The 22,210-nt window shown below is 64.9% G+C and carries 27 protein-coding genes and 1 tRNA gene; 8 read left to right on the top strand and 20 right to left on the bottom strand.

From position 1 onward, the window contains the following. Positions 1-43: 43 nt before the first annotated feature. Together BMW28_RS00895 and BMW28_RS00890 are read right to left on the bottom strand one after the other, a co-directional pair. Positions 44-1,429, bottom strand: coding sequence for a NarK family nitrate/nitrite MFS transporter (locus BMW28_RS00895; protein ID WP_091812865.1), 1,386 nt, complete (start codon positions 1,427-1,429; stop codon positions 44-46). Between the two features lie 58 nt (positions 1,430-1,487). Beyond that, complete coding sequence (locus BMW28_RS00890; protein ID WP_091812863.1) at positions 1,488-2,735, bottom strand: MFS transporter; 1,248 nt, start codon at positions 2,733-2,735, stop codon at positions 1,488-1,490. A 231-nt stretch (positions 2,736-2,966) separates the two neighbouring features. Here BMW28_RS00890 and BMW28_RS00885 point away from each other — a divergent pair, with 231 nt between their 5' ends. Beyond that, positions 2,967-3,962 carry a tripartite tricarboxylate transporter substrate-binding protein gene (locus tag BMW28_RS00885; RefSeq protein ID WP_091812861.1) on the top strand — a complete coding sequence of 332 codons (996 nt, stop codon included), beginning with the start codon at positions 2,967-2,969 and terminating at the stop codon, positions 3,960-3,962. A gap of 131 nt (positions 3,963-4,093) precedes the next feature. On the opposite strand, the gene BMW28_RS00880 is transcribed toward BMW28_RS00885, so the two are convergent. Further along, a complete protein-coding gene (locus BMW28_RS00880; RefSeq protein ID WP_091812859.1) occupies positions 4,094-4,411 on the bottom strand; it encodes a DUF1840 domain-containing protein in 318 nt (105 codons plus the stop codon). A gap of 168 nt (positions 4,412-4,579) precedes the next feature. Between BMW28_RS00880 and BMW28_RS00875 the strand changes: the two genes are divergently transcribed. The 6 genes from BMW28_RS00875 to BMW28_RS00850 all read left to right on the top strand — a co-directional run bounded on the left by BMW28_RS00875 (position 4,580) and on the right by BMW28_RS00850 (position 8,338). After that, a complete protein-coding gene (locus BMW28_RS00875) occupies positions 4,580-4,957 on the top strand; it encodes an ArsR/SmtB family transcription factor (protein ID WP_091812857.1) in 378 nt (125 codons plus the stop codon). Between the two features lie 28 nt (positions 4,958-4,985). After that, positions 4,986-5,513, top strand: coding sequence for an arsenate reductase ArsC (locus tag BMW28_RS00870; protein ID WP_091812855.1), 528 nt, complete (start codon positions 4,986-4,988; stop codon positions 5,511-5,513). Then, complete coding sequence (gene arsB, locus BMW28_RS00865; protein WP_200785685.1) at positions 5,510-6,574, top strand: ACR3 family arsenite efflux transporter; 1,065 nt, start codon at positions 5,510-5,512, stop codon at positions 6,572-6,574. Before BMW28_RS00870 ends, arsB begins: the two co-directional genes overlap by 4 nt. Positions 6,575-6,658: 84 nt before the next feature. Continuing rightward, on the top strand, positions 6,659-7,663 hold the full coding sequence (locus BMW28_RS00860; protein WP_091812853.1) for a permease: 1,005 nt from the start codon (positions 6,659-6,661) through the stop codon (positions 7,661-7,663). 27 nt (positions 7,664-7,690) lie between these two features. Then, entirely contained in the window at positions 7,691-7,930 is a 240-nt protein-coding gene (locus BMW28_RS00855) for a thioredoxin family protein (RefSeq protein WP_091812851.1), read from the top strand. A 90-nt stretch (positions 7,931-8,020) separates the two neighbouring features. Continuing rightward, positions 8,021-8,338 (top strand): DMT family transporter, encoded by a 318-nt coding sequence (locus BMW28_RS00850; RefSeq protein WP_091812850.1) that lies wholly within the window; start codon positions 8,021-8,023, stop codon positions 8,336-8,338. Between the two features lie 112 nt (positions 8,339-8,450). Here the strand turns inward: BMW28_RS00850 and BMW28_RS00845 are convergent, their stop codons facing one another. From BMW28_RS00845 to BMW28_RS00825, 5 genes are read right to left on the bottom strand one after another with little or no spacing between them, the layout of a single operon-like run. Next, the gene (locus tag BMW28_RS00845; RefSeq protein ID WP_091812848.1) at positions 8,451-9,110 is read right to left on the bottom strand and encodes a hypothetical protein; all 660 of its coding nucleotides are present in this window, start codon (positions 9,108-9,110) and stop codon (positions 8,451-8,453) included. After that, entirely contained in the window at positions 9,107-9,871 is a 765-nt protein-coding gene (locus BMW28_RS00840; protein ID WP_091812846.1) for an SCO family protein, read from the bottom strand. Before BMW28_RS00840 ends, BMW28_RS00845 begins: the two co-directional genes overlap by 4 nt. A gap of 13 nt (positions 9,872-9,884) precedes the next feature. Beyond that, positions 9,885-10,472: a c-type cytochrome gene (locus tag BMW28_RS00835; RefSeq protein WP_091815276.1), complete on the bottom strand. Its 588-nt coding sequence runs from the start codon at positions 10,470-10,472 to the stop codon at positions 9,885-9,887. 38 nt (positions 10,473-10,510) lie between these two features. Continuing rightward, entirely contained in the window at positions 10,511-11,113 is a 603-nt protein-coding gene (locus BMW28_RS00830; protein ID WP_091812845.1) for a cbb3-type cytochrome c oxidase subunit II, read from the bottom strand. After that, positions 11,110-12,756, bottom strand: a complete 1,647-nt coding sequence (locus BMW28_RS00825; RefSeq protein ID WP_091812843.1) for a cbb3-type cytochrome c oxidase subunit I — start codon at positions 12,754-12,756, stop codon at positions 11,110-11,112. The genes BMW28_RS00830 and BMW28_RS00825 overlap by 4 nt, the downstream gene beginning before the upstream one ends. A gap of 287 nt (positions 12,757-13,043) precedes the next feature. Between BMW28_RS00825 and BMW28_RS00820 the strand changes: the two genes are divergently transcribed. Then, complete coding sequence (locus BMW28_RS00820; protein ID WP_091812841.1) at positions 13,044-13,814, top strand: Crp/Fnr family transcriptional regulator; 771 nt, start codon at positions 13,044-13,046, stop codon at positions 13,812-13,814. A 117-nt stretch (positions 13,815-13,931) separates the two neighbouring features. Here the strand turns inward: BMW28_RS00820 and BMW28_RS00815 are convergent, their stop codons facing one another. The 12 genes from BMW28_RS00815 to rpsM all read right to left on the bottom strand — a co-directional run bounded on the left by BMW28_RS00815 (position 13,932) and on the right by rpsM (position 22,189). Beyond that, a complete protein-coding gene (locus BMW28_RS00815) occupies positions 13,932-14,600 on the bottom strand; it encodes a uracil-DNA glycosylase family protein (protein ID WP_091812840.1) in 669 nt (222 codons plus the stop codon). Continuing rightward, positions 14,597-15,313 carry an ABC transporter ATP-binding protein gene (locus BMW28_RS00810; RefSeq protein ID WP_091812838.1) on the bottom strand — a complete coding sequence of 239 codons (717 nt, stop codon included), beginning with the start codon at positions 15,311-15,313 and terminating at the stop codon, positions 14,597-14,599. The genes BMW28_RS00815 and BMW28_RS00810 overlap by 4 nt, the downstream gene beginning before the upstream one ends. Positions 15,314-15,315: 2 nt before the next feature. Next, on the bottom strand, positions 15,316-16,518 hold the full coding sequence (locus BMW28_RS00805) for an ABC transporter permease (protein ID WP_091812837.1): 1,203 nt from the start codon (positions 16,516-16,518) through the stop codon (positions 15,316-15,318). Continuing rightward, the gene (locus BMW28_RS00800; RefSeq protein ID WP_091812835.1) at positions 16,515-17,669 is read right to left on the bottom strand and encodes an efflux RND transporter periplasmic adaptor subunit; all 1,155 of its coding nucleotides are present in this window, start codon (positions 17,667-17,669) and stop codon (positions 16,515-16,517) included. The genes BMW28_RS00805 and BMW28_RS00800 overlap by 4 nt, the downstream gene beginning before the upstream one ends. Beyond that, positions 17,660-18,298: a TetR/AcrR family transcriptional regulator gene (locus BMW28_RS00795; RefSeq protein ID WP_091812834.1), complete on the bottom strand. Its 639-nt coding sequence runs from the start codon at positions 18,296-18,298 to the stop codon at positions 17,660-17,662. Before BMW28_RS00795 ends, BMW28_RS00800 begins: the two co-directional genes overlap by 10 nt. Then, entirely contained in the window at positions 18,295-18,711 is a 417-nt protein-coding gene (locus BMW28_RS00790; protein WP_091815274.1) for a hypothetical protein, read from the bottom strand. Before BMW28_RS00790 ends, BMW28_RS00795 begins: the two co-directional genes overlap by 4 nt. Positions 18,712-18,930: 219 nt before the next feature. Beyond that, positions 18,931-19,007, bottom strand: a tRNA-Met gene (locus tag BMW28_RS00785). Between the two features lie 24 nt (positions 19,008-19,031). Next, the gene (rplQ, locus tag BMW28_RS00780; RefSeq protein WP_091812832.1) at positions 19,032-19,433 is read right to left on the bottom strand and encodes a 50S ribosomal protein L17; all 402 of its coding nucleotides are present in this window, start codon (positions 19,431-19,433) and stop codon (positions 19,032-19,034) included. A gap of 120 nt (positions 19,434-19,553) precedes the next feature. Further along, positions 19,554-20,543 carry a DNA-directed RNA polymerase subunit alpha gene (locus tag BMW28_RS00775; RefSeq protein WP_091812830.1) on the bottom strand — a complete coding sequence of 330 codons (990 nt, stop codon included), beginning with the start codon at positions 20,541-20,543 and terminating at the stop codon, positions 19,554-19,556. Between the two features lie 144 nt (positions 20,544-20,687). Further along, positions 20,688-21,311 (bottom strand): 30S ribosomal protein S4, encoded by a 624-nt coding sequence (gene rpsD / locus BMW28_RS00770; RefSeq protein WP_091812828.1) that lies wholly within the window; start codon positions 21,309-21,311, stop codon positions 20,688-20,690. A 94-nt stretch (positions 21,312-21,405) separates the two neighbouring features. Next, a complete protein-coding gene (gene rpsK / locus BMW28_RS00765; protein ID WP_091812826.1) occupies positions 21,406-21,804 on the bottom strand; it encodes a 30S ribosomal protein S11 in 399 nt (132 codons plus the stop codon). A gap of 19 nt (positions 21,805-21,823) precedes the next feature. Further along, a complete protein-coding gene (gene rpsM, locus BMW28_RS00760; RefSeq protein ID WP_091812825.1) occupies positions 21,824-22,189 on the bottom strand; it encodes a 30S ribosomal protein S13 in 366 nt (121 codons plus the stop codon). Positions 22,190-22,210 lie beyond the last annotated feature (21 nt).

Raw genomic sequence — 22,210 nt, 5'->3', positions numbered from 1 at the left:
AAGACCCGGCCAGAAACCCCTTGCTACCGGCGGCCGTCGCGCTTCAGCACGGCACTTCGGCGTTCTTGCGCGCGTAGTACCACCAGTTGATGAGCAGGCAGCTCACATAGAACACGATGAAGCCGTACAGCGCCGCATCCACGCCGCCAGTCATCTCGATCGAGGTGCCGTAGCTCTTGGGAATGAAGAAGCCCCCGTAGGCTGCCAGTGCGGCAGAGAAGCCCAGCACCGCAGCCGCTTCCTTGTTGGCACTGGCCACGGCCTGCTGCTGCGCTTCGCCGCCCTTGCCAGCGGCCAGACGCTGGTGCAGGGTGGAGAAAATGGCCGGCACCTGCATGAAGGTGGAACCGTTGCCAATGCCGGTCAGCGCAAACAGCGCCAGGAAGCAGGCGAAAAAGCCCCAGAAGTTGCCGCCCTGGCCGCCTTGCGGCAGGAAGGCCAGCACGCCCATCACGCCGGCGATCATGCCGAGGAACACGAATTGCGTGACCTTGGCACCGCCGATCTTGTCGCTCAGCCAGCCGCCGAAGGGACGGGACAGGCCGCCCACCAGCGCGCCGAGGAAGGCGTACTGCGTCGGGTTGACGCCGGCAAACTGGCTCTTGATCAGCAGCGGAAAGCCGGCGGCAAAGCCCAGGAAGGAACCGAAGGTGCCCAGGTACAGCCAGCACATCAGCCAGTTGTGCTTGCGCGAGAAAATCACGGCCTGATCGGCAAACGAGGCCTTGGCCGAGGCGATGTCATTCATGCCGAACCAGGCCGCCAGCGACGACACGATGATGAACGGCACCCAGACGAAGCCGGCGTTCTGCAGCCAGATCTGCCTGGTCTGCTCGCCCTTCACCCAGATCTGCGAATCGCCGCCCACGGCGCCGAACACGCCCATGGTGATGATCAGCGGCACCACGAACTGCACCACCGACACGCCCAGGTTGCCCAGACCGGCGTTCAGGCCCAGCGCCGTGCCCTTTTCCGACTTGGGAAAGAAGAAGCTGATGTTGGCCATGCTGGAACTGAAGTTGCCGCCACCAAAGCCGCACAGCAGCGCCAGCATCATCATGGTGACATAGCTGGTATTGGGGTTCTGCACCGCCAGCCCCAGGCCGATGGCCGGAATCAGCAGACTGGCCGTGGTCAGCGTGGTCCAGAGCCGGCCGCCGAAGATCGGCACCATGAAGGAGTAGAAGATGCGCAGCGTGGCGCCCGAGAGCGCCGGCACCGCCGCCAGCCAGAACAGCTGGTTGGGCGTGTACTTGAAGCCGATGTTGGGCAGGTTGACCACGGCCACGCTCCACACCTGCCAGATGGCAAAGGCAAGCAGCAGGGCCGGTATCGAGATCCACAGGTTGCGGCGCGCGACGGCACGGCCTTCCTGTTGCCAGAAGGCGGAATTTTCCGGCTCCCAGCGCGTGAGGACATGAGCACTCATGGTGTGTCTCCCGGGCCGCCACGCGGCCCATCAGGTGAAGGATTGGTTGGAAGAAAAATCAGGCCGAAGCGAGTTGCGCCTGTTGCTGGCGCGCCAGCGGCTTGAAGGAGAAGTGCATCCACACCAGGCTGACGCAGACGCAGCCATAGAGCAGCATGAAGGCACTGGTGCGCACACCGGTCAGGTCCAGCAGCGCGCCGAACATGATCGGCAGCAGGAAGCCCCCCAGACCGCCGGCCAGGCCGACCACGCCGGAGACGGCGCCGATGTTGGTGGGGAATTCATCGGAGATGAACTTGAAGACGGAGGCCTTGCCCACGGCCATCGCCACGCCCACGCCGAACAGCAGTACGGTGAACATGGTGGCGTTCAGGCCGATGTGGAACGTTTGCGGACCCTTGGTGGTCTGGATGACAAAGTCGGTCTGCGGATAGGACAGGATGAAGAACGCCACCCAGCAGATCCACATCACGGCCCAGGTCACCTTGTAGGCACCGAACTTGTCGCTCAGCCAGCCGCCCACGGCACGCAGCACGCCACCGGGCAGGGAGAAGGCAGCAGCCAGGAAGGCGGCGTGCTTCAGGTCGAAGCCGTATTCGCCAACGTAGTACTTGGTCATCCACAGCGCCAGCGCCACATAGCCGCCGAACACCACGGAGTAGTACTGGCAGTAGCGCAGCACGGCCGGATCCTTCATCAGTGCCAGCTGCTCACCCAGCGTCACCTTGGACGACACCAGGTGTTTGGGATCGCTGTACGAGAAGAACCAGAACAGCAGCGCCGTCACCAGCATGATGGCCGCATAGACGGTCGGCACCATCTGCCAGCCCCAGGCGGCGATGATGCTGGGGGCGATCAGCTTGGTCAGCGAGGAACCGGCGTTGCCGGCACCGAACACGCCCATGGCCATGCCCTGCTGGTCCTTGCGGAACCAGCGCGCCACGTAGGGCGTGCCGACCGAGAAGGAGCCGCCAGCCAGACCGACGAACAGGCCGATCACCAGGAAGTGCCAGTAGGCGGTGGCGTACTGCATCACGTAGATCGGCACCACGCAGGCCAGCATCAATGCGAACAGCACGATGCGACCGCCGAAGCGGTCGGTCCAGATGCCCAGGGGCACCCGTATCAGGGAACCGGAAAGAACCGGGGTTGCCGCCAGAATGCCGAACTCGGTCTCGTTCAGGCCGAGCTTCTGCTTGATCGGGATGCCCAGGACGGCAAACATCATCCAGATCATGAAGCAGACAGTGAACGCCACGGTGCTGGATGTGAGCACCGTGTACTGCTTGGTGGTTTGGGAAGCCATGGTTGACACCTGGTGGATGGAACACCGTCCACGATAGGCCGCGCCCCCCATTCCTCCCATCCGCCGCACAGGCTGCCAATTCCCTGCAGATGGCGGGGTCATGCTCCCCCGAAAGGACTAGCCTGCCCTCCTCCCCCCGGCTGCGCCACACCCTCGGGAAAGCGCGAATGTGCGCGGCGGACGTCCGTTCGTACCATCGAACGCACCAACAACAAGGAGGAGACAAGACCCATGCAGATCCGATTCACCCCTGCCCTGCTGGCCGTGGCCGCCGCGACCGCTGTTGCCCTGCCCGCCCAGGCGCAGAGCTTCCCGGCCGCAGACAAGCCGATCACCATCATCGTCCCCTTCTCCGCGGGCGGGCCGACCGACCGCGTGGCGCGTGATCTGGCCGAGGCCATGCGCAAGCCGCTGGGCAATGTCAGCATCGTGATCGACAACGCCACCGGCGCCGGCAGCTCCATCGGCACCGCCAAGGCCGCACGCGCCAGGCCCGACGGCTATACGCTGCTGCTGAACCACATCGCCATGTCCACCATGCCGGCGCTGTACCGCAACCTGCCGTTCAAGGTGGATTCCAGCTTCGAGTACCTGGGCATCATCAACGATGTGCCGATGACGCTGGTGGGCAAGCCCACGCTGCCGGCGAACAACTACAAGGAACTGGCCGGCTGGATCAGCCAGAACAAGTCCAAGGTGAACATGGCCAACGCGGGCCTGGGTTCGGCCTCGCACCTGTGCGGCCTGCTGCTGCAGAGCGCCCTCAAGACCCAGCTGACCACCGTCCCCTACAAGGGCACCGCCCCGGCCATGACCGACCTGATGGGCGGCCAGGTGGACGTCATGTGCGACCAGACCACCAACACCACCAGCCAGATTGCGGCGAAGAAGGTGAAGGCCTATGCCGTGACCACCACCAAGCCACTGACCACGCCGCAGCTCAGGGGCCTGCCGACGCTGGATTCGCAGGGTCTGAAAGGGTTCAACGTGACGATCTGGCACGGTCTGTATGCGCCCAAGGGCACGCCGGCGCCGGTGCTGGCCAAGCTGAACACGGCGCTCAAGGCCGCGCTCAAGGATCCGGTGTTCATCCAGAAGCAACAGGGTCTGGGTGCCGTTGTGGCCACCGACCGCCGCGTGGAGCCGGCAGCGCACAAGCAGTTCGTGGCAGCCGAGACTGCCAAGTGGAGCCCGATCATCAAGGCGGCGGGACAGTACGCCGATTGATGCAGGTGCGGGCCGGATGCCATGCCGGCCCCCCTGAAAAACCAAAAGGCTTGCCGGTCAGGGCAAGCCTTTTTTGCTTCAGGCAGCGCTGCGTCGCTGCATCGGGGGCCGCAGCGCCTGCGCGGCGGAGCTTACACGCCCCAGACCACGTCCTTGCCTTCGGCCAGGCTCAGCTTGAGCAGGTTCAGGAAAGGTTCTGCACGCACGTGGAAGGGGATGTCGTCGTAGTGCTCGTCATCATCTTCCTGCTCTTCGTCCTTGGGAGCTGCCAGCTTCTCGTGCGAAGCCTTCATGGCCTGCTGCAGGGCGTCGATGGCGTCCTGCATGGCGGCGACCTGGATCACGCCACGCTCGGACGGCTCACGGCCGAGCGCCGCGAGGACCTTGTCACCATGGGGTTGCATCATGATGACGTCGGCAGCTGCCTGGGATTTGAACTTGTACAGCATGGTTTTCTCCTCTCACGGGTTGTCGGTCTGATGCAGACATTCTAGGCCCAATGTAGCACGTTTCGGTGGCATCACGATGACGCTGCCGCACCACGCTTCCACCAGGCTTCCCGAGGGTGTCATGCGATCTTCATTTTGACACTTCAATAATTGTTGTATAGTCAAACCATGAACACGGAACAAGCTACCCTGGTCCTCGACGCGCTGGCCTCCGGCCCGCGGCTGGAGATCTTTCGCCTGCTGGTACGTACCGGCCCGCAGGGCCTGGTGGCGGGCGAAGTCGCCAGCGCACTCGGCCTGCCTGCCACCAACCTGTCCTTCCATGCCAAGGCGCTGACGCAGGCCGGCCTGCTCAGCGTGGAACAGGAAGGCCGCTACCAGCGCTACCGCGCCCAAATCCCGCTCATGCTGGACCTGATTGCCTACCTCACCGAAGAATGCTGCGCCGGCCATCCCGAACAGTGCGCCGGCATGCGCGAAGCCTCGGGCTGTGCGCCGGACATGCTGCCGCCGCTGGCAAGCCGAACAGTCGACGCCGCATCCTGAGCCCATCTCTCCACCCGGAACGCCCACCATGCCCTCTCCTGCCCACCCCTTCAATGTGCTGATCCTCTGCACCGGCAATTCCGCCCGCAGCATCCTCGCGGAAGCGCTGTTCAACCACCTCGGCGAGGGCAAATTCCAGGCGTACAGCGCCGGCAGCCATCCCGCCGGCCAGGTGCAGCCGCTGGCGCTGGAGTTGCTCAAGTCACTCGGCCTTCCGGTTGACGGTCTGCGCAGCAAGAGCTGGGACGAATTTGCCGCAGCCGATGCCCCCGTCATGGACTTCATCATCACGGTCTGCGACAACGCTGCTGGCGAGGTCTGCCCGCACTGGCCCGGCACGCCGGTCAGCGCACACTGGGGCTTTCCCGACCCGGCCGCCGTGCAGGGCAGCACCGACCAGCAACGCACTGCCTACGCCCACGTGCTGCACGGCCTGAGCAACCGCATCCGCCAGTTCGCCAGCCTGCCGCTGGAGTCGCTCGATGCCCTGGCCATCAAGCACGAGATGGACCGCATCGGCAGCACGCCGGTCGACACCACGGAGCACGCACAATGAACCAGGCCGTCTTCTCCCCGCCTGCCCCGCAGCAGGCGATGAACCTGTTCGAGCGCTACCTGACGCTGTGGGTGTTCCTCTGCATCGTCGCCGGCATCGCGCTGGGGCAGCTGTTTCCGGGGCCGTTCCAGGCCATCGGCCGCATGGAAGTGGCCCAGGTCAACCTGCCTGTGGGCCTGCTGATCTGGGTGATGATCATTCCGATGCTGGTAAAGGTGGACTTTGGCGCGCTGGGCGAGATGCGCCAGCACGTGAAGGGCATCGGCGTGACGCTGTTCGTCAACTGGCTGGTCAAGCCCTTCACCATGGCCTTCCTGGGCTGGCTGTTCATCCGCAACCTGTTTGCCCCGATGCTGCCGGCCGACCAGATCGACAGCTACATCGCCGGCCTGATCCTGCTGGCTGCCGCGCCCTGCACCGCCATGGTGTTCGTGTGGAGCCGTCTCACCAACGGCCACCCGCTGTTCACGCTGTCTCAGGTGGCGCTGAACGACACCATCATGGTGCTGGCCTTTGCGCCGCTGGTGGGCCTGCTGCTGGGCATTGCCTCCATCCATGTGCCGTGGGACACGCTGCTCACCTCCGTGGTGCTCTACATCGTGATTCCGGTCATCATCGCGCAGCTGTGGCGCAAGGCGCTGCTGCGGCGCGGCCAGGCCGCCTTCGATGCCGCCATGGCGCGCATCGGTCCCTGGTCCATGCTGGCGCTGCTGGCCACGCTGGTGCTGCTGTTCGCCTTCCAGGGCGAGGCCATCCTGCGCCAGCCGCTGGTGATCGCGCTGCTGGCAGTGCCGATCCTGATCCAGGTGCTGTTCAACTCGGCGCTGGCCTACTGGCTCAACCGCGCCGTCGGCGAAAAGCACAACGTGGCCTGCCCCTCGGCGCTGATCGGGGCCTCCAACTTCTTCGAACTGGCCGTGGCAGCCGCCATCAGCCTGTTCGGCTTCGAATCGGGCGCGGCGCTGGCCACCGTGGTGGGCGTGCTGATCGAGGTGCCGGTGATGCTGCTGGTGGTGCGGGTGGTGAATGCCAGCAAGGGGTGGTACGAGCGGACGGCCTAAGTTGGTTGCTTTTCCACAAACCACTGGCTTTGGCTATGATGAAATGGTGCTGGCTCCGGCTGGCACTGCAGAACGGAAACTTTCATGAACATCTTCCAGTGGCTCAATGACCAGCTGCTGCGCATGCAGTGGCTGCACGATCTGGTGCGCCTTCTGGTGGAGGAGGTGTTCGGCCTGAGCATGGCCAGCCGCATCGGCGGCAGTCTGCACTTCTTCATCTACGATGTCATCAAGATCTTCATCCTGCTGTCGGTGCTGATCTTCGGCATTTCCTGGGTGCAGAGCTATTTTCCGCCCGAGCGCACACGCAGCATCCTGGGCAATATGCGCGGCGTGCGTGCCAACACCATGGCGGCGTTGCTCGGCACCGTCACGCCGTTCTGCTCCTGCTCCTCGATTCCGCTGTTCATCGGCTTCACCGGTGCGGGACTGCCGCTGGCCGTCACCTTTTCCTTCCTCATTTCCTCGCCGCTGGTCGACCTTGCCTCGGTGATTCTGCTGGCCAGCATCTTCAACTGGCCGATTGCCATTGCCTACGTGGTGGTCGGTCTGGTGCTGGCCGTGATCGGCGGCACGCTGATCGGCCGGGCCGGCATGGAGCGCTACGTGGCCGAGTTCGTGCGCCAGCAGCGCGTGGGCGAATTACCGCTGGAACAGCTCACGCTGAAGGACCGCCTGGCCTTTGCGCGCGAGCAGGTGCGCGACATCGTCAGTCGCGTCTGGCTCTACGTGCTGATCGGCGTCGGCATCGGCGCCTTCATCCACAACTGGATTCCGCAGAGCTTCGTCACTGCCCTGCTGGGGCAGGACAAGTGGTGGTCCGTCATCGTCGCCACGCTGATCGGCGTGCCCATGTATGCGGACATTTTCGGCACGCTGCCGATTGCCGAGGCGCTGGTCGGCAAGGGCGTGGGTCTGGGCACGGTGCTGGCCTTCATGATGGCCGTCACCGCCCTCTCGCTGCCCTCGCTCATCATGCTGCGCAAGGTGGTCGAGCCACCGCTGCTGGCCCTGTTCTTCGTGATCGTCACCGGCGGCATCATGCTGATCGGCTACGTGTTCAACGCCTTTTCCCACCTGCTCCTCTGAGCCCCACCGTTGCAAGGAAACCACCCAATGATCATCAAGGTACTCGGATCCGGCTGCAAGCGCTGCCTCACTCTCGGCGACAATGTGGCCGCTGCACTCGGCAACCTCGGCATGCAGGCCGAGATCGTCAAGGTCACCGACTATGGTGAAATCGCTGCCCATGGCGTGATGTCCACGCCCGGCCTGGCCATCGACGACAAGGTGGTATCGGTCGGCAAGGTGCTGTCGCCAGCGGAAATCGAACCGCTGCTGCAGGCAGCGCGCTGAGCACGGCAGTCATCTGCTTTTCACGGAGGACGACCTCCCCCACGCTCCTGTGGGCAACCATGCGGGACGGCCCGGAACAAGGAGGTTTCCATGGCCTGGATCTGGCTCGCTTTTGCCGGTCTGCTCGAGATTGTGTGGGCGGTTGCAATGAAACAATCGGAGGGCTTCACGCGCCTGTGGCCGTCCATGCTCACCCTGGTTGCCATGGTCGGCAGCGTGCTGCTGCTGGGCCTGGCGATGAAGACACTGCCGCTGGGCACCGCCTATACGGTCTGGACCGGCATCGGTGCGGTGGGGGCGTTTGTGGTGGGCATCCTGTTTCTGGGAGAGCCGCTCACGGCCATGCGGCTGGTAGCGGGGTCGCTGATCGTGGGCGGGCTGGTGCTGATGAAGATGTCGAGTACCTGACTTCCATGGGGCAGTGACGGCGAGCATTTTCGGCCATGACGACAGCGCGCGCCGCGCCACCGGGCTCCGCCAACGCACCCGGTGGAAGCAGCCAGTTCGGCCGCACTGATCGTCAATGCCCGATCAGGCCTTCTGCTCCGGCCTCCTCGCCGATACGCATCATCTGCCGCAGCGCGAGCCCCCCGGCCGCCACAGCCAGCACCACCAGCCCCAGCCCGGCATGCTGCTGGTCGTCCTGCAGATAGCTCACGCACAACTGCGCCGGGGCTTCCAGATAAAGCAGGCCGGCGGTCGCCGTCATCCACGCGAGGTTGCCGGCAAAGAACAGCAACACCTCGGCATCCATGCGGTACCAGCTGGCGGCCAGCAGCCAGCCGGCCAGCCACCAGCTCAGGTACTTGAACGCCGCCACCGGTAGCGACAGCAAGGCCGCATCCAGCATCGACGGCACCATCCACACCACCGTCACCACGGTGACGAAGGTGGCGCCGGTCCAGCCCCGCCAGTCGAGCAGCCGCTCCAGCCGGCCGGCACCGCCCTGTGCCGGGCGTCGGCGCAACCACCAGCGTCGCAGGCACCAGCCCGAGGCCATCAGCAGCGGAAACTCCAGCAGCATGTGCAGCGCCATGCGGCTTTCCACAAAGTGGCGCAGGTCCGGCCAGAGCAGCAACAGGGGCGCAACGGCCAGCAGGACGGACAGCCGCGGCGCCACCCGCTTTCGCGCAACCAGGGCAGCGATTCCGTCGATCCAGGGGGTGTACTTGGCACTCATGGCCGTGTCTCCTCGCTCAGCCGGCGGGCATCGGCCAGTGCCTGCGGCCAGCCGTCGTAGCCATACAGGCCACGCAGCCGCCCCTGGCCATCCAGCAGGTGGATGGAGCCGTTGTGCACAAAGCCGCCCATGCCGTCCGGAATCACCACCACGCCCAGCGAGCGCAACAGCGCTTCGGCATTGGCCGCACTGCTTGGCACGGCAAAGGTCCACCACTCCGGATCGGCACGCAGGCTGGTCGCGTAACTGGCCAGAGCGGCAGGGCTGTCGTTCTCCACATCAAAGGACACCGACAGCAGCCTGACGCCGGCATAGGCCGGATCCTGTGCCACGGCACGCTGCGCCTGCTGAAACTCGGAGCCCAGCGCCAGACAGACCGTGGGGCAGCGCGTGTAAATGAAGTCGACCAGATAGGCCTTGGCGCCCGCCTGCGGTTCTGACCAGGGGAGCACAGCATTCGCAGTAGCCGCAGCTCCGCGATTTCCCGCGCCTGTGTCCGCATGCACTGCAACAGCAGGAACCCCCGTCACCTTTCCACGCTGCAACACCGTTCCGTCAGAAGCCGCCAGCCGCACCGGCACCACCGCTGCCTGCATGCCCCCCTCCCGCGCAGCCACCTGCCGGCGCGCCTCGAAGGTCCACACCTCGAAACCCTGCGTGTACCACGACAGCCAGACCAGCAGTCCGGCCGCCAGCATCGCACTCAGCGCACCGCTCAGGCGGCGTGCGCTGCGCGCCAGGGAGGCAGGTACGGCATCCATGCCCAGGCCCCTCTCACTTCATCGGCGCCAGCTCCGCATCGCCCTTGAAGGGCTGCTTGCGGGCGGCGCTCGACTTGCGGATCTCTGCCACCACGTCCCCTTTCACGGGCGTGCCGGCATTGCCCCACTGGCTGCGGATATGCGTCAGCACTGCGGCCAGTTCGGCATCCTGCAGCTGTCCGCCAAAGGCCGGCATGGCGCCGTTGTAGGTCACACCCTTTACCGTGAGCGGTCCGCTCACGCCATGCAGCACGATGGCCGCCAGCGTGCTGTCCTTGCCCTGCACCCACTCCGATCCGGCCAGTGGCGGAAATACCCCCGGCACCCCGGCGCCCGTCGCCTGGTGGCAGGACGCGCAGCGCGCCGTGTACACGGCCGCGCCATCCACTGCCGCGCCGGCCACCTTGGGCGGCGTCTGCAGCTCGGCCAGCACGCGGGCATCGCCCCGGGCCGGCGGCATGCTGTTGATGGGAGCGCGCACGATGTACACCACGCCAAACACCAGCAAGCCCGCCACGATGGAAGTCACGAACCAGGGCACGGCCCCGTTTCCCTCGTGCGGCTCGCCGTACTCGCGCTGCTGCTGCAGATTGCACTGCATGTCCTGCCTGTTGCCTGTTGCCTGCATGTCCAGCTCCTTCACGGGCGCGACGCCGGCACCGCCGGAGTCGCCACGGCCGGACCGGTGCGGTCCAGCGATTGCAGGTATCTGACCAGTTCCACCGCATCCGGCAGGGCCACCACCACCTGCCCCTTGGGCGCATGGCTGGGCGGCAGCTGCACCACCACATCACCCTCCTGCGCCTTGTCCTTCAACTCGAACAGATAGGGGTAGGACGGCATGATGCTGCCCGGCACATAGGCGCGCGGCTGGTACAGATGGCCCAGATGCCACTGCTCGCTGGGCTGGCGTGCGCCGATGTTCATCAGGTCCGGCCCGGTGCGCATGGTGCCGAGCAGGTGCGGCGCATCGTAGGCATAGTCGCCTGCCACCGTGGCGCGGCCCCAGCCGCGGTCAAAGTCGGGCGCAAAGCCCTTGGGCCGCGGCTGCTGCGTATGGCAATAGACGCAGCCGTTGGCGATATACACCTCGCGCCCGCGCAGCTGCGCATCGTCGTAGGGCTTCAGGCCTGGCGTGGGGGCCGCCTTGTGCACCTGCACATAGGGCAGCACCACCAGCGCCGCCGCCGAAAACGCCAGCATCACCATGGCGCCCGAAATCAGTCTGGCTTCGCTGTTCATGCGTACACCCCTTCCACCTTGCCAGCACGGAACAGGGCAGGCGTTTCACGCTGCGGCCCCCAACCCATCACCAGCATCACGAAATGCGCGATGAACACCAGATGCCCCGCCAGCATGAAGCTGCCGCCAATGCTGCGCGCCTTCAGGTAGGGCAAGGTCACCGCCACCGAATCCATGAAGCTGCGCGCCGCATCCAGCATGGCCGTGCCCTGCAGCCAGCCACCAATGGTCAGCGCCCAGAAATAGACCATGAAACCGGCAAACACCAGCCAGAAATGCGCCGTGATCCAGCCCACATACGGCCATTCCCGCCCCATGATGCGCGGCATCACGAAGTACATCGCGCCGAAAAACACAAAGCTCACGAAACCATACATGCCCAGATGCGCATGGCCCACGGTGTAGTGCGTGAAGTGCGTCACCACGTTCAGTTCGCGCAGCGCGCCGAACGAGCCCTGCAGCGAACTCAGCGTGTACATGGCCGCACCCGCCACCACAAAGCGCAGTGTGGGCGAATGCCGCATGGTGGCCCAGCGGCCATTCATGGTCTGCCACTGGTTCACGGTGAAGGCAACCACCGGGATGATCATCATCATGCTTTGCACGATGGAGAGCGTGACCACCCAGGCCGGCACCGGCCCGCCGATCAGGTGATGCCCGCCCACCTGCCCGTAGAAGAAGGCCAGCCCCCAGAAGCCCAGCAGCGATAGGTTGTACGACTGCACCGGCCGCCCGATCACCTTGGGCAGGAAGTAATACACTGCCGCAATCGCCAGCGGCGTGAAGAAATAGCCCAGCACATTGTGCGCATACCACCAGTTGGTCGTGGCCTGCTGCACCCCGCTGTGCAGGCCGGGAAACTTGGCCACCACCAGCATCACCGGCAGCCAGAACAGGGCCGCACCCATGTACCAGACCGACACGTACAGGTGCTTCACGCGCCGGCGCACCAGCGTGAACAGCAGCGGCAGGGCCATCAGCGCACCGCCGATCAGCATCAGGATGTCGATCTGCCAGGGAATCTCCAGCCACTCCAGGCCATCGTTGATGCCGATGGCGATGCTGGTCAGGCCGGCCATCACGGCAATGTTCCACAGCGCCACGCCCACCAGCGCATAGCGGCTGCCGGCCAGCGGCGTTTTCAGCACGCGCGGCAGGATGAACATGGCAATGCCCAGCCCGGCCATCGGCGCCCAGCCATAGGCCACGGCATTCAGGTGCAGCGTGCGGATGCGGCCGAACGTGAGCCAGGCCTGCTGCGTCAGCCAGTCGGGCTCGTGCAGCTTGATGGAGGCGGTCAGCCCGGCCGTCGATGCCAGCAGCAGCCAGAACACCGCGCAGCAGAACAGCACCAGCACCAGCGTGGCGGTGGAGGCATCGGCCTCCGCACGGTCCGCCAGTTCCTGCGGATCCGGCGGGCAGGGCGCAGCCTCGCGCGCTTCGTTCACCGTGCCCTGCAGTTCGGCGCGCTCTCCCGGCGTGGCCGCCGGCTCCTCGACGCGGCCAATCTCGCCGGGCGCAAAAATCACTTCGGCCCCCGCGCTGGTGCGGTCGAACAGGCCGGAGCGCTGCGACCAGATGAACAGCATCAGCGCGACGAAGGAAATCACGAAGGCCGATAGCAGGAGATAAGCTGTATTCATGGAATCACCCTGAGGGCGGAGAAGGTCGCCTGTCCGGTCCGGTCAGGCCAACTACCCCTTTCTCCGCACCCGCTAGCGTGACAGGCTGCGCTGCCGCAGTCTGTGCGGTAGCGCACACTTCGCAGCCGGCCTGAGCCAGCAGGGTTTCGGGAGATGACTTGAGGAGCCGGCCGTGGGTGGTGTTGTCCCCATGACATCCCCGTGTCACCGGTACGGATGTCATCATGAAAACGCGGGCTTCTCGTCACTCGCTTTCGTCGATTCGGCAATGCTGGCATGCTGCAGCCATGCGTTCTCCCTGCACATCCGATCGCGCCTCAGCCACTGCAACGCCCCGCGCCCCCACCCTGGAGGAAGCGCGCGGCAATCTGCTGCTGGCCGGCCTGCCAGCCGATGCGTGGCAGCGCTGGCAACCGCAGCTGGAACTGATCGAACTGCAGCGCGGCGATGTGCTCTATGACGGCGGCGTGGCCATCTCGCATGTGGTGTTCCCCACCACCGCCATCGTCTCGCTGCAATACCTGCTGCAGGACGGCCGCGCCACCGAGATCGCCATCATCGGCCGCCCCGGCATGGTCGGCGTTTCGCGCCTGCTTGGCGGCGAAAACACCCCCAGCCGCGCCGTGGTGCAGCACACCGGCCAAGCCATGCGCCTGCCGGCCGACTTCCTGATGCAGGAATTCACCACGCAGCCCGCCGTGATGCACATGCTGCTGCGCTACATGCAGGCGCTGATCACCCAGATGGCGCAGAACGCCGTCTGCCACCGCCATCACAGCATCGAGCAGCACCTGTGCCGCTGGCTGCTGCTCAACCTCGACCGCCTGCATGGCAACGAAGTCCCCGTCACCCACGAAAACATCGCCCACCTGCTTGGCGTGCGCCGCGAAGGCGTGACCGAAGCCGCCGGCCAGCTGCAGCGCGCCGGCCTGATCGGACGCCGCCGCGGCCACATCACCGTGCTGGATCGTCCGGGACTGGAAGCGCGCTGCTGCGAATGCTACGACGTGGTGCGGCGCGAGTACGACCGGCTGTTGCCGCCCACGACCGGAAACTGACCTGCTCTTGCCACAAGCAACTTCCCCGCATCCTTCTTCCTGTGCGGGGTTTCCGATGGCCGACCCGTCCATGGAACCGTCCTGCCTGGTATCCATCCTCCCGCGGAGGAATCCTGTTCACGCCGCCGGGGAAGAGGAAGGCCTGCAAGCCTGCAACTCCAGCGCACCGCGCACGCGCTCCCGCAACGCCGGTACCACCTCGCCCTCGAACCACGGATTGGCCTTGAACCAGGCCACATTGCGCGGCGAAGGATGCGGCAGCGGCACGATGTGCGGCCCCAGCGATTGCCAGTTGCGCAGGGTATCCGTCACCGACTGGTGCCCCTGCTGCTTCAGGAAATGCTGCTGTGCATAGCCTCCCACCAGCAGCGTCAGCCGGATCTGCGGCATCAGCGCCAGCAGGCGCTCCTGCCACAGCGGCGCACAGGCCTTCTCCGGCGGACGGTCCCCACTGGCCCCACGCCCCGGAAAACACAGCCCCATCGGCACGATGGCGACCTGCCCGGCGTGATAGAACACCGATTCGTCAATGCCCATCCACTCGCGCAAGCGCCTGCCACTGGCATCGCTCCAGGGAATGCCGCTGGCATGCACCCTGGCTCCCGGCGCCTGACCCACAATCAGGAGGCGCGCAGCAGCGCCCGCCTGCAACACGGGCCGGGGTTCATGCGGCAGCCGCTCCGCACAGACGCGGCAGGCGCGGATCTCGCCCAGCAGCCGCTCCAGTTCGGAAGCCTGTGAGGGCGCAGTCTGTGTCGACAGCGGGCGAATCGGAAAGGTGCTCATGCCAACCCCAGCGACCGCCCCTCCCCCGCCTCCTCATGCGTCACCCCATCGCGGATGTGGTAGATCCGCTTGAACGTCGGAATGATCTTCTCGTCATGCGTCACCACGATGATGGCCGTCTGGAACTGCTTGGCCATGCTGTTCAGGATGCGGATCACCGCCAGCGCCCGCTCGCTGTCCAGCGGCGCTGTCGGCTCATCCGCCAGAATCACCGGCGGCCGGTTCACCAGCCCGCGCGCAATCGCCACGCGCTGCTGCTCGCCGCCCGACAGCTGCGAGGGCATGGCCTTGGCGCGGTGCTGCACATCCAGCGCCGTCAGCAGCTCCAGCGCACGCGCACGCGCCTCGCCATTGGCCACGCCCGCCAGCATCGGCAGCAGCGCCACGTTGTCCGTCACGTCCAGAAACGGAATCAGGTACGGCGCCTGGAACACGAAACCGATCTTGTCGCGCCGTAGCGCGCGCAGGTCGCCCACCTTCCAGCCGTTGTCGTAGATGACGTCGTCGCCCAGCGTCATGCGCCCCTCGGTCGGGTCGATGATGGCACCCAGACACTTGAGCAGCGTGCTCTTGCCAGAGCCCGAAGGCCCGATCAGTCCCACCACCTCGCCCGGCGCCACCTGCATGTCCACGCGCTTTAGCGCATCCACCGCCGTGTCCCCTTGGCCATAGCGCTTGCGCAGGCCCTCGATGCGGATACCGAAACCTGCCATCGTCAACCTCCAATCGCCTCGGCCGGATCGATCTTCAGCGCCAGCCGGATCGACACCAGACTCGCCAGCGCACAGATCACCATCACCGCCACAAAGCCGACCAGCGTATCCTTCGGCATCAGCAACACATACTTCGGAAACATCGGCGCCGCAAAGGTCGCACTGATGCGCCCCACCACAAAGCCGATCAGGCCCAGCGCCAGCGCCTGCTGCATGATCATCATGGCAATCGTGCGGTTGCGCGTGCCGATCAGCTTGAGCACGGCAATCTCGCGGATCTTGTCCATGGTCAGCGTGTAGATGATGAAGGCCACGATGGCCGCACTCACGATCGCCAGAATCACCAGAAACATGCCGATCTGGCGCGACGAGGTCGCAATCAGCTTGCCGATCAGGATCTCCTCCATCTCGGCGCGCGTATAGGCATTGAGCCGCTTCCAGCGCCGCACCGCCTCGGCCGTGGCGTCAGCATCCGTCCCCGGCTGCAGCGTCACCAGCACGGCGTTGACGGAATTGTTGGAACTCTGCGAGCCCTGCACCGCTTCCAGCAGCCCCGGCACGCCCGGGCGGTTGAAGGCCGGATTCGCCTCGGTCCGGCGCCGGTTCTGCAGGATGGCGTCGTTGTCCTTGAGGAACTGCGCCTCCTGCGCATCCTTGAGCGGGATGAACACCATGGGATCACCGCTGGACGACACCATGCGCCGCGTCAGCCCCACCACCGTGTAGTGGTTGCGCCGGATCTGGATGCGCTGCCCGAGCTGAAACCCCGACGCCCGATCCGCCACCGCCTCGTAATGCCCGCGCGTGATCTGCCGCCCGCCGATCAAAAAAGAGGGCCAGCCCGGCGTGCCAACCGATCCCGGCGCAATCCCCACCACCATCGCGCGCACGTCACCCCCCTCGTGCCGCACCTGTGTGGTCAGATAGGTCACATTGGCCACGGTGCGGATGCCCGGCATGGTCGCAATCGCGCGCCAGGCATCGTCCGGAATGCTGGACGACTCGGCATACGGCCCCAGCGTGTCCTTCTGCACCACCCAGATATCGGCGCCGCTGTTGTCCAGCAGCACCTTGCCGTCATCCACCATGCCCCGGTACACGCCAGCCATGATCAGCGTCACGCCGATCAGCAACCCCAGCCCGATGCCGGTGAAGACAAACTTGCCCCAGGCGTGCAGAATGTCGCGCCCGGCCAGGCTGATCATGCCCGCACTCCCTGGATGCGCTCGACGCGCTGGATGCGACTGCGCTCGGTCAGTGCGCGTTCGCTGTAGACCACCACCTCGTCATTGGCTTTCAGGCCTTCCAGCACCTGCACCCAGCCATCCAGATCGGCCTTGCCCAGGCGCACCGGCACAAAGCGCACGCCATTGCCATCAGGCACCCACACACCCGTCTGCGCGTTCAGCTTGCGTACGGCCGCATTCGGAATCACCGGCAGCGCCGGCTGCTGCGGCAACAACACCGTCACTTCGGCCAATTCGCCAATCGGCGGCAACACCGTCGGCGCCTGTTTGAAGACCACCTTGGCCAGAGTCTCTTCCGTCACCTGGTCGGCCCGCGGCTCCACCAGCTGCACCACCCCGTCCATCGGCTCGCCGCTGCGCGAGCGCAGCACGATGCGTGCCGGCAACTGCGCCGCCAGACCGCCCGCATGCACCTGATCAAAACGCGTGTTGATCCACAGGCTGGCCGGATCGATCACCTCCAGCACCGCCTGACCTGCCACCACGGTCGTGCCCGGATCGGCACTGCGCGCCGCCACCAGCCCGGCCACCGGCGCCACCAGCCGCAGATTGCTGCGCTGGGCCTGCAGGGCAGAACGCTCTGCACGCAGGCGTGCTGCCTCGCTGCCACTGCTGCTCACCGCGGCATCGGCCACCTGCAGCTCCTGCTGCTTGGCCTCCGCCAGTTCACGGCTGCTGGCCTCGGCGGCATACAGGTCGCGGTAACGCCTGGCCTGTCCGCGCGCAAAGGTCTGGCGTGCCTGTGCCTCGCGCTGCGCCGCTTCGGCCCGACGCAAGGCAGCCTCCTGCGCCTGGATGCGCTGATCCAGATCCACCGGATCCATCTCGCCCAGCACCTGCCCAGCCTGCACGGCGTCGCCGGCATTCACATCCACGCGCTTCAGCCGCCCGGCATAGGTCGGCCCGATCCTGTAGGTATAACGCGCCTGCACCGTGCCAATGCCATACAGCCCCGGAGCAATCGCACGCGACTCCACCCTGGCGACGGTGGCCGGCACGGGAGCCAAGGGCCCGGAACGCAGCCCGACCCAGGCGAACACCGCCACCAACACCAGCACCACCAGTGCCAACCCCAGCGTGCGTCCCCGCACCGGCAACTTCAACTGCATCGCAACCCCCGCTCGTAAATCGCGTAGACGCGAGGGGCGTAGCGCGCGATGCGTTCCACATCCCCCACCAGAAATGACTGCATCACCAGACCCTGCAGCGTGCCGATGAACAGCAGCGCAGCCGCCTCGGCGTCCAGCGTCTCCGGCAGCTCCTGCTGCCGTTTGCCCTGCTCCAGCAACTCTTCCAGATGCGCGGTGTAGCGCGCCAGCAGCGCCTTGGCGATGTGCTTGGCCGGCGTATCCTGCGCGCGCTGCAGCTCACCGAACAGCATGCGCGGCACCCCCGGGTGTTCGGATGCGAAAGCGGCATGCGCGAGGAACATGGCGCGCAACTTGGCCAGCGGCGCCTCCTCCTGCAGGGCCGAACGCGCAATACGCGCCAGCAGCAGCCCGCTCACCCGTTCCATCACCGCCTCCCACAGGGCGTCCTTGCTCGGAAAATAGCGGAACAGCGCTCCTTGCGTCAGCTGCATGTGGCGCGCCACATCGCCCGTGCTGATGTCAGCCGGATTCTGCTTGCCGGCCAGTGCGATGACCGCATCGATGGCCTGATCCCGCCGCTCCTCGGTGGGCAGATAGCGGCCACGCCGGGCTGCAGGCTCCGCAGAGGCGGTACGCGGCGTGCTCATGCAGACCTCCCGCGCGCAGACAGCAGGCGGCGCCACGACCACCAGCCAATGCCCGACCAGATCAATGCACGCAGGGGCATGGCTACCAGGGTGCGCTTTTCATGGGCCCCGCCGTCCATCACGAACAGCAGAAATGCCACCAGCACCAGCAGCGACGCCAGCGCAATGGCCACCGCCAGGCGTGCCGCCCACGGACGCTGCAGCCACAGTCCCACGCCAGCCATGACGTAGGCAAATCCCGCGAGGAAATTGAACCACAACACAAACGGCACGTAGCTGCCCGCCGCCTGCCTGCCCGCGCCATCCACGAACAGCACAGCCCCGCCTTCCTTCAGCGTCATCAGCCCGAAGGCGACCGCCACGGCAGCCAGCACCTTCAGTACCCGGCCGCCCTTGCCTGCATCCTTGTCCATGCCCGTCTCCTGTGCCGTGAAGAAGAACGCGCCCAGGAACTGCCTGCAGGAACCCGGAACTGCGCCAGCTTCAATGTAATTGCGCAATCACTATATTCTTTACTTAAACGAAGCGCAAGCGGATTCCGATGTTTTTCTCAGGGGCAATGCACACGCCCCGGATGCGTTCAGGCATGAAAAAACCCGCAAACCTTTCGGCTTGCGGGTTCCTCGTCTGTTTGGTTGCGCGAGAAGGATTTGAACCTCCGACCTTTGGGTTATGAGCCCAACGAGCTACCAGACTGCTCCATCGCGCGGCAAGACATTTATTGTATCACCGATTATTCGGCTTTGGAAGCCTCTTCGGAAGAATTTTCTTCCACTTCGGGACGATCCACCAGCTCGACGTAGGCCATGGGAGCGTTGTCACCCACGCGGAAGCCCATTTTCAGGATACGCGTGTAGCCACCCGGACGGTTGGCAAAGCGGGGGCCCAGGTCGTTGAACAGCTTCACGACGCTGTCGCGGTCACGCAGGCGGTCGAAAGCCAGACGCTTGTTGGCCACGGTGTCCTTCTTGGCCAGCGTGATCATCGGCTCGATGACCTTGCGCAGTTCCTTGGCCTTGGGCAGGGTCGTCTTGATGGCTTCGTGCGCGATGAGAGAGTTCATCATGTTGCGCAGCATCGCCTGGCGATGGCTCGAAGTACGGTTCAGTTTGCGGAGTTTCAGTCCGTGACGCATGGTGCTTCCTTTCGATTATTAGCAGACAGCCGGATCAGGTACTGCCTGTGCACACATTGGGCCCGATGGCCCGGGAGGTTTGCCACGATACCGGAGAACCGGCATCGCGGCCGCAAAAAATCAGCGCTTGTCCAGACCTGCGGGCGGCCAGCTTTCCAGCTTCATGCCCAGCGTCAGGCCACGGGAGGCCAGCACTTCCTTGATCTCGTTGAGCGACTTGCGACCCAGGTTCGGGGTCTTCAGCAGCTCGTTCTCGGTACGCTGGATCAGGTCGCCGATGTAGTAGATGTTCTCGGCCTTCAGGCAGTTGGCCGAACGCACCGTCAGTTCCAGCTCGTCGACCGGGCGCAGCAGCACCGGATCGAACTGGGCAGCGCTGCGCGATGCCGGCTGGTCGAACGCGTCCAGCGCGCCGCCTTCCAGCTGTGCGAACACGGCCAGCTGTTCCACCAGGATCTTGGCGGAAGAACGCACGGCGTCTTCAGCGGAGATGGCACCGTTGGTCTCGATCTCGATCACCAGCTTGTCCAGGTCGGTACGCTGCTCGACACGGGCGCTTTCCACGGCATAGCTCACGCGCTTGACCGGGGAGAAGGACGCGTCCAGCACGATGCGGCCGATGAACTTGAAGGCCTCGTCGTTGTGGCGACGCAGGTTGCCCGGCACATAGCCACGGCCCTTTTCCACCTTCAGCTGCATGTCGATCTTGCCGCCCTGGGACAGGGTGCAGATCACGTGATCCGGGTTGATGATCTCCACGTCATGCGGGATCTGGATGTCGGCAGCGGTCACAACGCCTTCGGTGTCCTTGCGCAGGCTCAGGGTCACTTCGTCGCGATTGTGCAGCTTGAAGACCACACCCTTCAGGTTCAGCAGGATGCCGACCACGTCTTCCTGCACGCCATCGATGGACGAGTACTCGTGCAGCACGCCGGCAATCGTCACCTCGGTGGGCGCATAGCCGACCATGGACGACAGCAGCACACGGCGCAGCGCGTTGCCCAGCGTATGGCCGTAGCCACGCTCGAACGGCTCCAGCGTCACCTTGGCGCGGTTGGCGCTCAGCTGCTCGACGTGAATATTCTTGGGTTTCAACAGATTGGTTTGCATTCTGACTTCCTCTCAATACCCCCGGCTCGTTACACCGGTAAGGCTGGCGAAGCCCCTGGTGCTTCATGCAAGGTGCACCAGGAACCGTCGGTATGCAAGGCGGACCCTGCACTGAAAATACGGCCGAAGCCGTATTCTCAGAAATTAGCGCGAATACAATTCGACAATCAGGGATTCGTTGATGTCGGCGCCGAATTCGTCGCGGTCCGGAGACTTCTTGAACGTGCCTTCGGCCTTGTCGGCGTTGACTTCAACCCATGCCGGGTAGCCCACCTGGCCAGCCAGTTGCAGCGCCTCGATCACGCGGGCCTGCTTGGCAGACTTCTCGCGCACGGAGATCACGTCACCGGCCTTGACCATGTAGGAGGGAATGTTCACCTGCTGGCCGTTCACCAGGATGGCCTTGTGCGACACCAGCTGGCGCGCTTCGGCACGGGTGGAACCGAAGCCCATGCGGAACACCACGTTGTCCAGACGGGACTCCAGCAGGTTCAGCAGGTTGACACCGGTGTTGCCACGACGACGCTCGGCTTCCTCGAAGTAGCGGCGGAACTGGCGCTCCAGCACGCCGTACATGCGCTTGACCTTCTGCTTTTCACGCAGCTGCAGGCCGAAGTCGGACATGCGCTGACCGGAAGTACGGCCATGCTGACCGGGTTTGGCTTCGAATTTGCACTTGTCGCTGATGGAGCGGCGGGCGCTCTTCAGGAACAGGTCGGTGCCTTCACGGCGGGCGAGTTTTGCCTTGGGGCCAAGATAACGTGCCACAGTATTTTCCTTTGATTGTTGCTGCTGCGCTCAGAAAAGCGCAGGAGCCGCCAACGCATTGCAGCTGGCGGCAGTGGGCTTGGGTTGAAAAAGATTAGATGCGACGGCGCTTTTGCGGACGGCAGCCGTTGTGCGGCACCGGCGTCACGTCGGAGATGGACGTGATTTTAATACCAAGTGCAGCCAGTGCGCGCACGGAAGACTCGCGACCCGGGCCGGGACCCTTGATTTCGACTTCCAGGTTCTTGATGCCCTGTTCCACGGCAGCGCGGCCAGCCACTTCGGAGGCGACCTGTGCAGCGAACGGGGTGGACTTGCGCGAACCCTTGAAACCCTGACCGCCGGAAGAAGCCCAGGACAGGGCGTTGCCCTGACGGTCAGTGATGGTGATGATGGTGTTGTTGAACGAGGCGTGCACGTGCGCAATGCCATCAGCAATGTTCTTGCGGACCTTCTTGCGGACGCGGGATGCAGCGTTGGACGGTTTAGCCATGGTTACTCTTCGCTCTCAATTATTTCTTCAGGGACTGGGCTGCCTTGCGCGGGCCCTTACGGGTGCGGGCATTGGTGCGGGTACGCTGACCACGCATCGGCAGGCCACGACGATGACGGAAACCACGGTAGCAGCCGATGTCCATCAGGCGCTTGATGTTCATCGTGGTTTCGCGGCGCAGGTCGCCTTCCAGCGTGAACTGGGCCAGGGCGTCACGGATCTTTTCCAGATCGCCGTCGGTCAGTTCCTTGATCTTCTTGGAGTACTCGATACCGCAGGCTTCGCAGATCAGGCGGGCGCGGGTGCGGCCGATGCCATAGATCGCCGTCAGGCCGATTTCAGCGTGTTGGTGCGGCGGAATGTTGATACCAGCAATACGTGCCATGTGATTCCTCTAGATGTTTCT

Source organism: Allobrachymonas denitrificans DSM 15123 (genome assembly GCF_900110225.1).
Taxonomy (GTDB): Bacteria; Pseudomonadota; Gammaproteobacteria; order Burkholderiales; family Burkholderiaceae_C; genus Brachymonas; species Brachymonas denitrificans.
This window is presented reverse-complemented; position numbering and strand designations above follow the sequence as displayed.